13 protein-coding genes and 1 pseudogene are annotated in these 13,362 nt (G+C 65.5%); 6 read left to right on the plus strand and 8 right to left on the minus strand.

All coding sequences use genetic code 11. The features are described from left to right. Positions 1-42: 42 nt before the first annotated feature. The 7 genes and pseudogenes from IQ35_RS10785 to IQ35_RS10810 form a co-directional block, all read right to left on the minus strand. Positions 43-1,824, minus strand: coding sequence for an SLC13 family permease (locus tag IQ35_RS10785; RefSeq protein WP_145073453.1), 1,782 nt, complete (start codon positions 1,822-1,824; stop codon positions 43-45). A 287-nt stretch (positions 1,825-2,111) separates the two neighbouring features. Then, the gene (aroC, locus tag IQ35_RS10790; protein WP_021245063.1) at positions 2,112-3,185 is read right to left on the minus strand and encodes a chorismate synthase; all 1,074 of its coding nucleotides are present in this window, start codon (positions 3,183-3,185) and stop codon (positions 2,112-2,114) included. Between the two features lie 131 nt (positions 3,186-3,316). Beyond that, positions 3,317-3,409: pseudogene (locus IQ35_RS21735) on the minus strand (DUF559 domain-containing protein); the annotation flags it as partial. Then, a complete protein-coding gene (locus IQ35_RS21740) occupies positions 3,406-3,480 on the minus strand; it encodes a DUF559 domain-containing protein (protein WP_199739951.1) in 75 nt (24 codons plus the stop codon). The pseudogene IQ35_RS21735 and the gene IQ35_RS21740, both read right to left, overlap by 4 nt. Positions 3,481-3,646: 166 nt before the next feature. Then, positions 3,647-4,453: an enoyl-ACP reductase FabI gene (gene fabI, locus IQ35_RS10800; RefSeq protein WP_021245060.1), complete on the minus strand. Its 807-nt coding sequence runs from the start codon at positions 4,451-4,453 to the stop codon at positions 3,647-3,649. Between the two features lie 2 nt (positions 4,454-4,455). After that, on the minus strand, positions 4,456-5,418 hold the full coding sequence (locus IQ35_RS10805; protein ID WP_145073459.1) for a YihY/virulence factor BrkB family protein: 963 nt from the start codon (positions 5,416-5,418) through the stop codon (positions 4,456-4,458). Between the two features lie 15 nt (positions 5,419-5,433). Continuing rightward, positions 5,434-6,357 carry a DnaJ C-terminal domain-containing protein gene (locus IQ35_RS10810; RefSeq protein ID WP_145073462.1) on the minus strand — a complete coding sequence of 308 codons (924 nt, stop codon included), beginning with the start codon at positions 6,355-6,357 and terminating at the stop codon, positions 5,434-5,436. A gap of 132 nt (positions 6,358-6,489) precedes the next feature. Between IQ35_RS10810 and pdxH the strand changes: the two genes are divergently transcribed. Then, positions 6,490-7,065 (plus strand): pyridoxamine 5'-phosphate oxidase, encoded by a 576-nt coding sequence (pdxH, locus tag IQ35_RS10815; RefSeq protein ID WP_145073465.1) that lies wholly within the window; start codon positions 6,490-6,492, stop codon positions 7,063-7,065. A gap of 6 nt (positions 7,066-7,071) precedes the next feature. On the opposite strand, the gene queF is transcribed toward pdxH, so the two are convergent. Next, positions 7,072-7,530 (minus strand): preQ(1) synthase, encoded by a 459-nt coding sequence (gene queF / locus IQ35_RS10820; RefSeq protein WP_021245056.1) that lies wholly within the window; start codon positions 7,528-7,530, stop codon positions 7,072-7,074. Positions 7,531-7,635: 105 nt separating this feature from the next. Between queF and IQ35_RS10825 the strand changes: the two genes are divergently transcribed. The 5 genes from IQ35_RS10825 to IQ35_RS10845 all read left to right on the plus strand — a co-directional run bounded on the left by IQ35_RS10825 (position 7,636) and on the right by IQ35_RS10845 (position 13,239). Then, a complete protein-coding gene (locus IQ35_RS10825; RefSeq protein ID WP_242003325.1) occupies positions 7,636-8,868 on the plus strand; it encodes a hypothetical protein in 1,233 nt (410 codons plus the stop codon). Between the two features lie 67 nt (positions 8,869-8,935). Further along, positions 8,936-9,781: a sulfurtransferase gene (locus tag IQ35_RS10830; RefSeq protein WP_031291101.1), complete on the plus strand. Its 846-nt coding sequence runs from the start codon at positions 8,936-8,938 to the stop codon at positions 9,779-9,781. Then, complete coding sequence (gene metC / locus IQ35_RS10835; RefSeq protein ID WP_145073472.1) at positions 9,736-10,989, plus strand: cystathionine beta-lyase; 1,254 nt, start codon at positions 9,736-9,738, stop codon at positions 10,987-10,989. The genes IQ35_RS10830 and metC overlap by 46 nt, the downstream gene beginning before the upstream one ends. Next, the gene (locus IQ35_RS10840; protein ID WP_145073475.1) at positions 10,986-12,245 is read left to right on the plus strand and encodes a mechanosensitive ion channel family protein; all 1,260 of its coding nucleotides are present in this window, start codon (positions 10,986-10,988) and stop codon (positions 12,243-12,245) included. The genes metC and IQ35_RS10840 overlap by 4 nt, the downstream gene beginning before the upstream one ends. Before the next feature lie 244 nt (positions 12,246-12,489). After that, positions 12,490-13,239, plus strand: a complete 750-nt coding sequence (locus tag IQ35_RS10845) for a TorF family putative porin (protein ID WP_021245052.1) — start codon at positions 12,490-12,492, stop codon at positions 13,237-13,239. The last annotated feature ends 123 nt before the right edge of the window (positions 13,240-13,362 follow it).

Here is a 13,362-nt window from a genome sequence, read left to right on the forward strand (position 1 = left end):
CAAATGCCCGCAATTGGCCGTTTTCGGATGGCCCGAATTTACCTAATTCAGCAGCACAAGCGTGGTGCACACCGCCAGTCCCACGACGATATTCAGCGGCACACCGATTCGCACGAAATCGGCGAAGCGATAATCGCCCGCCGCGTGGACCAGCGCATTGGTCTGATAGCCGATAGGCGTCGCGAAACAGGCCGACGCGCCGATCATCAGAGCGATCACCAGCGGCAACGGATCGACTCCCAGTTGGCGGGCAAGCGCGATGGTGATGGGGGTCATCAGTGCGGCGACCGCATTGTTGCTGAGCAATTCGGACAGGATCAGCGCGAAGAAATAGATGACGAAGACCAGCGACCATGTGGGCGCGACTTCCAGCAGCGGGGTGATCCACCCCACCATCAGCGCGACGCTGCCCGCCTGTTCCAAGGCAAGACCCACCGCCAGCATCGCGAAGATCAGCACCAGCACGTCGCCGTCGATGGCGCTCCATGCCTCCTCCGCGTCGATGCAGCGGGTGACGAGGATGACGCCCACCGCGAGGAAGGCGGCAAGGCCGATGCTGATGACATTCAGCGCGGCGAAGGTCACGACGGCGGCCATGGACAGGATGGCGATCCACGCCTTGTTGCGGCGGAAGGCACGGGTGCGGCTGATGTCCACGCCCATCAGATGCGGGTTGTCGCGCAGCGAACGCACCGCGTCGTCGCTGCCCGCGATCAGCAGGCGGTCGGCCCCCCGGACGCGCGCATCGCCCAGATCGGGGCCAGCCAGATGACGTGAGCGATGCATGCCGATGATGCGGACGCGCAGCGCGTGGAGGAAGGGTATGTCCATCAGCCGTTCGCCCGTGGAGGGATGGCTGGGCGCGACCATCGCTTCGATCACCGTGCCTTCATGGGAGGAGGTTTCGGAATCCGCCGCGATGCCGAGTTCGAAACGGCCCGATTCGCGCAGGGTCATGATGGCGGCGCCGTCGGCGCGGACGATCAGCCGGTCTCCGGCATGAAGCTCCTCCTCCTTCAGGTCGCCGCGTCGGATTTCTCCCGCACGCTTAAGGCCCAGCAGGACCACCGAGCGGCTGAACAGGCTGAGCGAGCCGATCTCGCGGCCCACAAGGTCGCTGTCATGCGGGACCACTAGTTCGGTGAGGTAATCCTGCACCGTTCCGCCATTCTCACCGCCGATGGACGGTTCGTCGCTGGGCAGCAGGAAGGACAGGCAGGCGAGCGTCGCGATGCCCGCCACTGTGCCCGCTATGCCATAAGGCGAAATGGCGAAGATGCCGATCGGCTCCATTCCTTGCTCCGCCGCGATCCCGGCGACGATCAGGTTGGTGGACGTGCCGATCAGCGTGATGCAGCCGCCCATCACCGCGACGGCGTTCATCGGGATCAGCAGCTTCTTGACCGGGATACTGGTCGCCTGAGCCAGCTTGAAGACGATGGGGATCAGCAGCACGACCACCGGCGTGTTGTTGAGGAAGCAGGAGATGATGACGATGCCCACCGTCACTTCGGCAAGGGCGAGGCGCGGATGCCGCTGCGCGCGGGTCATGATAAGGTCGGCGACGCGGTTGATCGTGCCGGTGCGGATCAGCGCGCCCGACAGCACCAGCATCGCCGCGACGGTCAGCGGCGCGGGATTGGCGAAGACGGAGAAAAGGCCCTTTTCGTCGATCAGCCCCAAGGCCGCATAGGCGCAGGCGCCGAGCACGGCGACGACGCTGGCCGGATAGCGTTCGCGCAGGAAGGCGACGAACATGCAGGCGAGGAGGACGAGGCCGATCTCCGCGCGATAGACGCCCAACAGCGCCGTCACCATGTGCATATGTCGGTCGATTCCCCTGCTCGCGTTGTCGCGTGGCCCGATCTTTAAGGGCATCCAACGCAATGGGCCAGCCATGGTTGCATGGCTGGCCCGTGTTCGCGGCGTGAAGGGGACGCTTTGACCGTCAGTCCGCGCGAAGGCGGTGACGCTCCCCAGGCTTACGCTCTGCCGCTTCGCCCTCCCGCGGGCGATCCGTAAGGGAAGTGTAGCGCAGATCGGGCGAGTCGTCTCGCTTTCGATACGGCCTTATCGAAGGAAATAGGCGTCTTGCCGCTGGCGCGACGGGCTCAGCGCTCCCCGCACTGGGCCCGGTCGAGCAGCTTCTGGTCGGCCAGCACCAGCGCCATCATCGCTTCGACCACCGGAACGCCGCGAATGCCGACGCATGGGTCGTGGCGGCCCTTGGTCACGATGTTTGACGCCGCGCCTTCGCGGGTCACGGTTTCAACCGGGATCAGGATGGAGCTGGTCGGCTTGAAGGCGACGCGCAGCCTGATCGGCTGGCCCGTGGAGATGCCGCCCGCAATGCCGCCCGCATGGTTGGCGAGGAAGTGGGGACCATCCTCCCCCGGAAGCATGGGATCGGCATTCTGCTCGCCGCGCAGGCGCGCGGCGGCGAAACCGTCGCCGATCTCCACGCCCTTGACCGCGTTGATACTCATCATCGCGGCGGCGAGTTCGCTGTCGAGCTTGGCATAGAGGGGCGCGCCCCAGCCCGCCGGAACGCCCGACGCGATGCATTCCACCACCGCGCCGAGGGAGGAGCCGTCCTTCCGGGCTTCGTCGACCAGCTTTTCCCAGCGCTTCGCGGCCTCCGGGTCAGGGCAGAAGAAGGGGTTGTTGCCGATCTCCGCCGCGTCGAAGCGGGCAGGATCGATGGCGTCTCCGCCGATCTCGCTCACATAGGCGAAAATGTCGACATCGGGAATGACGAGCCGCGCGACCGCGCCCGCCGCCACCCGGCTCGCGGTTTCGCGGGCGGAGGAGCGGCCGCCGCCGCGATAGTCGCGAAAGCCGTATTTGGCGTCATAGGGATAATCGGCATGGCCGGGGCGATAGGCTTTTGCGACTTCCGAATAATCCTTCGAGCGCTGGTCGGTGTTTTCGATCATGAGGCTGATCGGGGTGCCGGTAGTGCGCCCCTCGAACACGCCCGACAGGATACGGATATCATCCGGCTCGCGGCGCTGGGTGGTGAATTTGGACGTGCCGGGCTTGCGCTTGTCGAGGAAGGGCTGGATGTCCGCTTCGCTCAGAAGCAGGCCGGGAGGACAGCCGTCAACGACCGCGCCGATGGCGGGTCCGTGGCTTTCGCCCCATGTGGTGAAGCGGAAAACGCGGCCGAAGGTGTTGAAGCTCATTATGCCCGCTTTCCCTGGGAGAGGAAGGGACCCGCCGCATAGCGGTGGGAGGGTGAGGGGTAGTTGCGCGCCACGGCCATGATCTCTTCCAGCACTCCCTCGATATTCGTCATCACTTCAACATTACCAAAGCGGATCACATGAAAGCCCTCGCTTTCCAGAAAGGCAGTGCGATAGGCATCTTCCGCTTCGGTAAACGCATGGGTGTCGCCGTCAACCTCTATGTCGAGTCCGGCTTCGGGGCGACGAAATCGACGATATAGGGGCCGATCCCCGTCTGGCGACGGAATTTCATGCCGCCAAGCTGCCGGTTTCGCAGGCGGGAACAGAGGCGTTTTCCGGTTCGGCCTGATTGCGCCTCAGGTTTCGGGCTTTTTCGAGTTGGTGCATCTTTGCCCCCTCACCCTCCCACCGTTGCGCGGCGGGTCCCTCCCTCTCCCCCGCAGGGAGAGGGGTTATTCTCACTTGTCCAGCGCGATATCGGGCGCGTCTTCGGCCTTCATGCCGATGACGTTGTAGCCTGCGTCGACATGATGGACTTCGCCGGTCACGCCCGATGCGAGATCGGAGAGGAGGTAGAGGCCAGCACCGCCCACATCCTCGATCGTGACGTTGCGGCGGAGCGGGCTGTTCAGTTCGTTCCACTTCATGATGTAGCGGAAATCGCCGATGCCGCTCGCCGCCAGCGTCTTGATGGGTCCTGCGGAGATCGCGTTGACACGGATGTTCTCTGGGCCAAGGTCCATCGCCAGATATTTGACGCTGGTTTCCAGCGCCGCCTTCGCCACGCCCATCACATTATAATGAGGAATGACCTTTTCCGCGCCATAATAGCTCAGCGTCAACAGGCTGCCGCCCTGCGCCATCAGGGCGCGGGCGCGTTTCGCCACCGCGACGAAGCTGTAGGCGGAAATATTCATCGTCATCAGGAAGTTTTCGAGGCTGGTGTCGACATATTTGCCGCGCAACTCGTTCTTGTCCGAAAAGCCGATGGCGTGGACGACGAAGTCGAGCTTGCCCCAGCGCGCGCGAATCTCGTCAAAGGCGATGTCGAGCCTTTCCATGTCCGACACGTCGCATTCAATCAGGAAATCCGATCCCAATTCCTCAGCCAGCGGTTTCACCCGCTTGGCCAGCGCCTCGCCCTGGTAGGAGAAAGCCAGTTCCGCCCCTTGCGCCCGTAGCGCCTTGGAAATGCCCCAGGCCAGCGACTTGTCGTTCGCAAGGCCCATGATGAGGCCACGCTTTCCTGCCATCAAGCCGTTCATTATTATGTCCCGTTCCCTTTTATGTCCGGCGCCGGCTCCCCCTCTTCCTCCTCAGGAAATTCCGCGAGCGCCGCATTGAGTTCCGCGCCAATTACCACGCCAAGCCCGACGAGGAAGAAAAAAATGAGGGCAATCATCACACCGGCCAGACTGCCATAGGTGCGGTCATAACCGCCGAGCAGCGACAAGGTGGGCGGCAGCAGCAGCGTCACCCCATACCACCAGAGCGTCGTCGCGACCGCGCCGGGCCATTTGGGGAAGCGCGGGTCCTTGTAGAGGCTGGGCGTCAGCGACCAGTAGAGGGACCAGAGCGCGACGCCCAGGATCGCGGCGGGCACCAGCTTGGTGAGGGTCACGATGCGGATGGCGTCGTCGGCGAAGGGGAACAGCCGGTTCAGAAACTCTTCCACGCCGATGATGACGACCTGAAGCGAGAAGGCGAACATCACCGCGAACACGCTGACCATGGTGATGCCGATCGCGGTCAGGCGGTAATGCCAGAAGGACCGGGTGCTTTTCGTGCCATAGGCGCGGCGCAATATATCGCGGATCGTTTCGATGAGACTGCCGACGGTCCACAGGCCCACCAGCCCGCCGAACCAGAGCAGCGGCCCGGTGCGCGCGGTCAGCACGTCGTTGATCGGCTGGCGGATCACATCGGCGACGCCGCGCGGCAGATTGTCGAGGAAAGCGCCCACCGCCGCCAGCCCGTCCTGCGACCGGCCGAAGATGCTGGCGACCGCCGCCGCCACGATGAAGAAGGGGAACAGCGTCATCAGCGAGAGATAGGCAAGGTTCCCGGCATGGATGAAGCCGTCGCTATAGGTGCCGACGGCCACGCGCTTCATGACTTCGAAGGCGTGGCTGCCGGGACGGACCCGGTCGATCTGGCGGTTGAGGCGGCTGCGCGCCTGATGCGCGACGTGGCGGCGCGATTCAGGGGAAAGGGGCGAAGGCTGCGGCATTCGCCCTATAACCCCTCAAACGCCCAGATGGGACCGGATGGCGCGGCTGTCCTGCCAACCATCGATAAACACCTTGAGCGCCGCATCGTCGGCGGGCACGTCGATCTGGAGCGTGACGAGCTGGTCGCCGCGCTGGCCGCCCTTCGCGGTGAAACCCTTGCCGCGCAGGCGCAGCGTCTTGCCGGAGGTGGACCCGGCGGGGACGCCGAGCATCACCGGGCCGTCGACGGTCGGCACCTTGACCTTGCCGCCCTTTACCGCTTCGTCGAGGGTGACGGGGAGGTCGAGGAGGACATTGTCGCCGTCCCGCTTGAAGAAGGGATGCGGCTTGACGTCGATGGTGACGATGGCGTCACCCGCGCCGCCGGGGCCGGGCTGGCCCTTGCCGGAAAGACGCATCTGCGTGCCGCTCTCGACCCCGGCGGGAAGCTTGAGGTCGATGGTCTTGCCGTCCTGAAGCGTGATCCGCTGGGGTGCGAGCGTGGCGGCGTCGACGAAGGACACCGCCAGACGATAGGCGGCATTGGCGCCCTTTTGCGGAGGCGCATTGCGGCCGAAGCCGCCGCCACGCCGGCCCCCGCCACTGAATAGTCCTTCGAAAATATCCCCGAAATCCGCGCTGCCGCCGTTAAATTCGAAGCCGCCCGCCTGGCCCCCGCCCGGATGCCCGCGAAAGCCGCCGCCTCCACCGCCGCCAAAGCCGAAGGGCGCAGTCGGATTGCCGTCTGCGTCGATCTCCCCCCGGTCGAAGCGGGCGCGCTTGTCCTTGTCGGACAGCAGGTCATAGGCATTGGTGACGGAGGAGAATTTCTCCGCCGCCCTGGGATTGTCCTTGTTCCGGTCGGGATGCAGTTCCTTGGCGAGCTTGCGATAGGCGGACTTGATTTCCGCCTCGCTCGCGCCGCGTGCGACGCCCAATGTGGAATAGGGATCGGCCATCTACGCTGTGTTACCTTTATCTTTAACGGTGGAAAGCGAATTTGCCCATCTATGTGGAGAAAAGCGCCGCCGCGTTCAAGTTGCGGCTGGCCTGTATCGACAGCCGAAGCGCTTCTTCCTAAGGTCGGGGGCATGACAGACCCCTTTGCCCTGTTCGATGAGTGGTATGCGCAAGCGCGCCAGAGCGAGATCAACGACAGCAACGCCATGGCGCTGGCCACCGCCGACGAGCGTGGGCGGCCTTCGGCGCGGATGGTGCTGCTCAAAGGGCATGGGCCGGACGGATTCGTCTTCTACACAAATTTCGAGGGGCGCAAGGCGGGCGAGCTGCTGGACAATCCCCATGCCGCGCTGCTGTTCCATTGGAAGTCGCTGCGGCGGCAGGTCCGGATCGAGGGGCCGGTGGGGCGCGTGGACGAGGCCGCCGCTGACGCCTATTTCGCGACGCGCAGCCGCGACAGCCAGCTTGGCGCATGGGCGTCCGACCAGTCGCAGCCGCTGCCTTCGCGAGAGGTGTTCATGGCCCGCTATGAGGAAATGCGCGCCCGGTTCGAGGGCGGGCTGGTGCCGCGCCCGCCGCACTGGTCGGGCTTTCGCGTGAAGCCGCAGCGAATCGAGTTCTGGCAGGATCGCGAGCACCGGCTGCACGAACGCCGCCTGTTCACACGGCATGGTGATGAATGGCATGAGGGGATGCTGTATCCTTAGCGGGCTTCAACCCCGCCCGCGATAGCCCGGCACGTCCTGCGGCGGGAGCCACATTCCTGCGGGCGGCTCGCCCGATTGCCAGAACACGTCGATGGGGATGCCTCCGCGCGGATACCAGTAGCCGCCGATGCGGAGCCAGAGCGGCTTCATTTCGGTGAACAGCCGCTCGCCAATACCGACGGTGCAATCCTCATGGAAGGCGGCATGGTTGCGGAAGGCGCCGAGGAAGAGCTTCAATGACTTCGATTCGACGATGGTGGCGGCGGGCGCGTAATCGATCACCAGATGGGCGAAATCGGGTTGCCCCGTCACCGGGCAAAGCGAGGTAAATTCCGGCGCGGTGAAGCGCACCAGATAAGGTTTTCCGGGGCGCGGATTGGGGACATAGTCGAGGACGGCCTCTTCCGGGCGCTGGGGCAGCGCGCTGGTCCGGCCGAGGTGGATCGGGTGGGGCGTGTCGGTCATGGCGGCCCATCTACGCGATTGCACGCATAAAGTCATGGGGGACGATCCGTTCATCTACTGTTCAGGTGGTGCATTGCCTTGGCTGCGCCCATGGGGCCTTGTCGCTTGATCCTTTCCTTGGTGCCGCTGCTGCTGGCGACGAGCGCGCTTGCCCAGCAGGGCGAGGGCAGCGGACCGGTCATGAACCTGCCGCGCGGCAACACGCAAAGCGTGCCGCCCGATAACCGGCAGGGTCCGGAACTGGACGTGTTCCGCGATTCGGCGACGCCGGCGGTCATACCGCCCCCTGCCGTGGTCCTGCCGCCGGTGGTGACGCCGACCGCGCCGCCGCCTGTCGTCCCTCAGCCGACGACGCAGACGCCCGCGCCGCGCGCGCCCGAGGCCCGGACAGAGCGGAACGCGCCACGCCGCGAACCGCGTGAAGCCGACAGGTCCGCGCCTGACCAGACTGAACGCACAACCAGCGAGGTCCCCTCGACCGCCACGCCGGAATCGCAGGCCGTGCCTGCTTCCGCGCCGGATGAAGCCGCCAACGCCGCGCCTGTGCCTGCCGAACCGGCTCCGGCGGCGGAGGCTTCGAGCGAAGGCCTGCCCTGGCTCTGGATCGCTGGCGGGATCGTGCTGCTCGCTGCGGCCTTCTTTCTTGGGCGCAGACGGAACGAATCCAACGAGGACGAGGCTGTGCCGGAGCCTGTGGAGCCGGTCGCGGCCGAGTCTGTTGCCGAGGAAACGGCCCCTCCCCCTTCGCCCGCGCCCGTCGCGCCTCCACCGCCTCCGCTCACGCCCGCCCCCCAAGCGGTTGCCGACACGATAACGGACCGCGCCCGGATCGACCTTTCGCTGGAGGTGACGGGGGCGCGCAATTCGCTGATGGGGCTGACGGTCGGTTATGCGCTGACGCTCACCAATCGGGGCGAGCGGACCGCGCAGGATGTGCTGGTGCGCGGGTTGATCGGCAATGCGGGCGGGGATCAGCAGACGCTGCTCCAGCCGTTCGTGAGCGGCCAGACCGGCCTGCCGCTCCATTCCGCCGTGGCGATCGCGCCGGGGGCCAGCCAGCGCCTGACCGGCGAACTGCGGCTGACGGCGGACCAGATCGTGCCGGTGCCGATGGGCGAGCGGCTGCTGCTGATCCCGCTCGCGGCCTTTGACGCGCAATATCGCTGGGGCGAGGACAGCGCCGATCCGGCGGGCACGGGCCGCGCCGGGGGCGCCTTCATCATCGGGCAGGAGCAGGAGCCGCGCGCCGAGCGGCTGTCGCCCTTCCGCCTCGACCTTGGCCCGCGCCAGTACCGGCGGCCAGGCGCGCGCGTCGCGCGGCAGTTCGGGCGAAACTGACGGCCCCCTTTGCAGCGCCGTCCGCCCACCCTATCAAGGGTGGCGACAGCAGCGCATGGGATGGATGATGGACATATTGATGTCGACCGAATGGCTGGCCGGGGAACTGGGCAAGGATGATCTGCGGATCGTCGACGCCAGCCTGTTCCTGCCCGGTGCGCCGCGCGATCCCCGCGCCGAGTTCGAGCAGGCGCATATTCCGGGTGCCGCCTTTCTGGACCTGCCGACGTTGGCCGATCCCAATGATCCGCGACCCGGCATGTTGCCGACCGACGCCTTCATGACGGAGCGGTGCCGGGCGCTGGGGATAAGCACCGACAGCCGCATCATCGTCTATGACAACAGCCCCACGCACAGCGCAGCGCGGGGATGGTGGATGATGCGGCTTTATGGCGTGGGCAAGGGGGCCGCTATCCTCGACGGCGGCCTGCCTAAATGGGTGGCGGAGGGGCGTCCGACGGAAAGCGGCGCGGTGTCGCCTCCGACGGGCGATGCGGTGGCGCGGCGGGCTGCCGGGCAGGTGCGGACGATGGACGATCTGATCGCCAATGTGGAAAGCCGCGCCGAAGCGGTGATCGACGCGCGCGGGGCTGCGCGCTTTACCGGCGAAGAGAAGGAACCGCGCCCCGGCATGGCGTCGGGACATATTCCGGGGTCGCGCAACCTGCCTTCCTCCGCCCTGTTCAACGCCGACAACAGCATGAAGTCGGGCGAGGAATTGCGGCAATTGTTCGCGCAGGCGGGCCTCGATTTTGGACGTCCGGTCATCACCACATGCGGCAGCGGCGTGACGGCGGCGATCCTGCTGGCGGGGCTGGAACTGATCGGGAAAACGGACGTGACGCTGTATGATGGGAGTTGGTCCGAATGGGGATTCGACCCCGCCACGCCCAAGGCGACGGGCGCGGCATGAGCGGGAAGGATGAACGCAAGCCGCTGACGAAGCTGGCGCAGGCGGGACGTAAGGCCGAATGGACCGGAATGCCCGGGCAGCCGGGCGGCATCGTCAGCCCGCCGGTGTGGCGCGCGTCTACGATCCTGTATGACGATGTGGCGCATCTGCGCCGCGCCGCTGGGTCCAGCACGCATGAGCGGCTGTTCTACGGGCGCAAGGGGACGCCGACCGCATGGAGCCTGGCCGATGCGTTGACGGAGATGGAGCCGGGCGCGGCGGGGACGATGCTCTTTCCCTCCGGCGTGGCAGCCATCGCCTGCGCGCTGATGGCGGTGCTGCGGCCGGGCGACCAGTTGTTGATGACCGACAGCGCCTATGATCCGACGCGCGCTTTCTGCGAACAGGTGCTGAGGCCCTTTGGCGTCGAGACGGTCTATTATGACCCGACTATCGGCGCGGGGATCGCTGGCCTGCTGACGGAACGGACGCGCGCCATCTTCCTCGAAAGTCCCGGCAGCCTGACCTTCGAAGTGCAGGACGTGCCCGCCATCGTGGCGGTCGCGAAGGAGAAGGGCATCGTCACGCTCATCGACAATACATGGGCGACGCCGCTGTTCTTCCCGGCGCTGGGGCATGGGGTGGATGTCTCCATCCTCGCCTGCACCAAATATATCGTCGGGCATAGCGACGTGATGATCGGCTCCGTCACCGCCCATGAGGCGTGGTTTCCCAAGGTCCGGCAGACGGCCTATCTGTTCGGGCAGATGACCAGTCCCGACGACGCATGGCTGACTTCGCGCGGCCTCAGGACGCTGGGCGTGCGGCTGAAGCAGCATCAGGAGAGCGCGCTGGCCATCGCGCTTTGGCTGAAGGAGCAGCCCGATGTGGCACGGGTGCTGCATCCCGCCCTACCCGATTGTCCGGGGCATGATCTGTGGGCGCGGGATTTTTCCGGCTGCTCCGGCCTGTTCAGCTTCATCCTGAAAGGCGGCGATGAGAAGGCGCGCGCCGCGCTGATCGACGGGCTTGCGCATTTCGGCATCGGCTATAGCTGGGGCGGGTTCGAAAGCCTTGCCCTGCCGGTCGATCCGGCCCGTTACCGCAGCGCGACGACATGGGAGGCCGAAGGGCCAGCCGTGCGCCTGCATATCGGATTGGAAGATCCCGCCGACCTGATCGCGGACCTCGATGCGGGCCTTGCCCGGTTCCGCGCGGCGCGGGGATGACGCCGGATTTTTCTTCCCTGTTGGCGCTAGTGCCGGGCGATGCGGAGATCGTCCAGCCGCTGATCGCGTTGGGCATCGCGTTGCTGCTGCATCTGGCGGCGACGGCGGCGGCGCGCGTCGTCGCGCCGCGCCTGCGGGAAAAGGCGGCGATATTGAGCGAGGCGCTGGCCGGGCGGCTGCGCGCCATGCTGCGCTATGCCCTGTCGGCCCTGTTCATCGGTTTCGCGACCGCGCTCTGGCCAGTGGACACCGCGCCGCATCTGGTGCTGGGGATCGCGCTCGGCCTGTCGGTCGCGCTGCTGGCGGCCCATTGCCTGCGCGCGCTGGCGATACCGGTCTGGGCGGTCGCGCCGTTGGCGCTGCTGCTGTTCCTGACCACGGTGTCGGGCACCAATGGCGGGTTGACGCCGGTGGGCACGATGCTGGACGCGATCGGCATCGGCCTTGGCAAGCGGCGGGTCACGCTGCTCGGCCTTATCACCATGGCGGCGATCTGCGTCGCATTGTTCGCCATGGTGCGGCTGGCCAACCGGCTGATCGGGGGCAGCATCGCCCGGGCGGACGGCTTCGATCCCACGCAAAAGCTGCTGGCGCAGAAGCTCGCCGCCATCGCCGTGGTGATCGCGGCCTTCTTCATCGGCGTCGACCTGCTGGGGATCGACCTGACCGCCTTTGCCGTCTTTTCCGGCGCGCTGGGCCTGGCGGTCGGCTTCGGCCTGCAAAAGACCTTCGGCAATCTGATCGCGGGCATCATCCTGCTGATGGACCGCTCCATCAAACCGGGCGACGTGATCGTGGTGGGCGACAGCTTCGGATGGGTGAACAAGATCGGCGTGCGCGCCGTCAGCGTCATCACTCGCGACGGCAAGGAGCATCTGATCCCCAACGAGAACCTGATGACGCAGGAGGTGGAGAACTGGTCCTATTCCGACCGCAATGTCCGCGTCCGCATTACCCTGGGCGTGGGCTTCGACAGCGACCTGCCGCTGGCGCAACAGTTGATGCTACGCGCCGCGCAGGAAAGCCACCGCGTGCTCGACATGCCCAGCCCCACCGTGCGCCTGACCGGCTTTGGTGAGAATCGCGTGGAGCATGAGATATTGGTGTGGATCAGCGACCCGGAGGAAGGCGTGGGCAATGTGCGGTCGGACGTGCTCAATCGCCTGTGGCTGCTGTTCCGGGACCATGGCATCACCATTCCCTATCCGCAGCGCGTCATCCACGCGATCCGTGAAGACGCATCGCTCGCGCAATAAAATAACGAGGTTCTGACTAAAATCGGGTCGGAAGAGGTGCTTCCGAAAGGCCGCCCATGCGCTTGTTGCAGAACAGCAACATTTCGTCGGCAAATGACATGATCCAGCAATAAATCCTTGTGCAGCGCAGCAAGGAAGCGCATCCATTGGAGGTCAAGGCACCCGGCCCGCCCCGTTGCGGGAGAAAGAGGCAGGGACCTTCGCGCAGGTGGGACGATCGCATAACCATCAAAGGGGTTTTATCATGCGTAAGTCCATTCTTGGCCTGTCGGCCATTGCTCTTGCCGCGCTTTCTGCGCCCGCTTTCGCTCAGGACGAGCCGACGCCGGAACTGACCGTCAACGGCAGCGCGGCGGTGGTGACCGATTACCGCTTCCGCGGCGTATCCCAGACCGACAAGCGTTTCGCCATTCAGGGCGGCATCACCGTCACCCATGAATCGGGCTTCTATGTGTCGACCTGGGGTTCCTCCATCGACGATTATGTCGCCAATGGCAGCGACCAGGAAATCGACCTGATCGCGGGCTATTCCAAGACGGTGGGCGCGGCGACCTTCGATCTGGGCGTGCTCTATTATTACTATCCCGGTTCGGGCGGCATCAACAGCGACTTCGTCGAGCCCTATGCGTCGGTGAAGGGCACGTTCGGCCCCGCCACCGCGAAGCTGACCGTCAACTATGCGCCCAAGACCAAGGCGTTGACGCTGGACGGCGTGCACAAGGAAGACAATCTCTATGTCGCGGGCGACCTGTCGGCCAGCATCCCCAACAGCCCGGTGGGCGTTTCGGCGCATCTAGGCCATAGCTGGGGACCGAGCTACCTGATCATCGGCAGCGGCAAGGAATACACCGACTGGAGCGTGGGCGCGACCTACACCTGGGACCACCTGACCTTCGGCGTCAGCTATGTCGACACGGACAAGTCGGCTTATTCGCCGGGCGGCCGCAACATCAGCAAGGCGGGCGTCGTGGGATCGGTCACCGCATCCTTTTGATCTGCATCCAAAAGGGGGAAGAGGCCGCGACCCATGGGTTGCGGCCTCCTTTCATGGCGAACGGCTTGTAAATATGGATGGCGGTTTTTGGGTGGATTCCCGCCACTCATCCGGGGATTTCCG

Origin of the sequence: Sphingobium wenxiniae (assembly GCF_007830065.1) — a bacterium.
Lineage (GTDB): Bacteria > Pseudomonadota > Alphaproteobacteria > Sphingomonadales > Sphingomonadaceae > Sphingobium > Sphingobium wenxiniae.

What these genes read in the sequence shown, in the direction of transcription:
- IQ35_RS10785 (WP_145073453.1), bottom strand. Translation starts at nt 1,824, where the DNA reads ATGCACATGGTGACGGCGCTGTTGGGCGTCTATCGCGCGGAGATCGGC.
- aroC (WP_021245063.1), bottom strand. Translation starts at nt 3,185, where the DNA reads ATGAGCTTCAACACCTTCGGCCGCGTTTTCCGCTTCACCACATGGGGC.
- metC (WP_145073472.1), top strand. Translation starts at nt 9,736, where the DNA reads ATGGGGATTCGACCCCGCCACGCCCAAGGCGACGGGCGCGGCATGAGC.
- IQ35_RS10840 (WP_145073475.1), top strand. Translation starts at nt 10,986, where the DNA reads ATGACGCCGGATTTTTCTTCCCTGTTGGCGCTAGTGCCGGGCGATGCG.
- IQ35_RS10830 (WP_031291101.1), top strand. Translation starts at nt 8,936, where the DNA reads ATGGACATATTGATGTCGACCGAATGGCTGGCCGGGGAACTGGGCAAG.
- fabI (WP_021245060.1), bottom strand. Translation starts at nt 4,453, where the DNA reads ATGAACGGCTTGATGGCAGGAAAGCGTGGCCTCATCATGGGCCTTGCG.
- IQ35_RS10805 (WP_145073459.1), bottom strand. Translation starts at nt 5,418, where the DNA reads ATGCCGCAGCCTTCGCCCCTTTCCCCTGAATCGCGCCGCCACGTCGCG.
- queF (WP_021245056.1), bottom strand. Translation starts at nt 7,530, where the DNA reads ATGACCGACACGCCCCACCCGATCCACCTCGGCCGGACCAGCGCGCTG.
- pdxH (WP_145073465.1), top strand. Translation starts at nt 6,490, where the DNA reads ATGACAGACCCCTTTGCCCTGTTCGATGAGTGGTATGCGCAAGCGCGC.
- IQ35_RS10810 (WP_145073462.1), bottom strand. Translation starts at nt 6,357, where the DNA reads ATGGCCGATCCCTATTCCACATTGGGCGTCGCACGCGGCGCGAGCGAG.
- IQ35_RS10845 (WP_021245052.1), top strand. Translation starts at nt 12,490, where the DNA reads ATGCGTAAGTCCATTCTTGGCCTGTCGGCCATTGCTCTTGCCGCGCTT.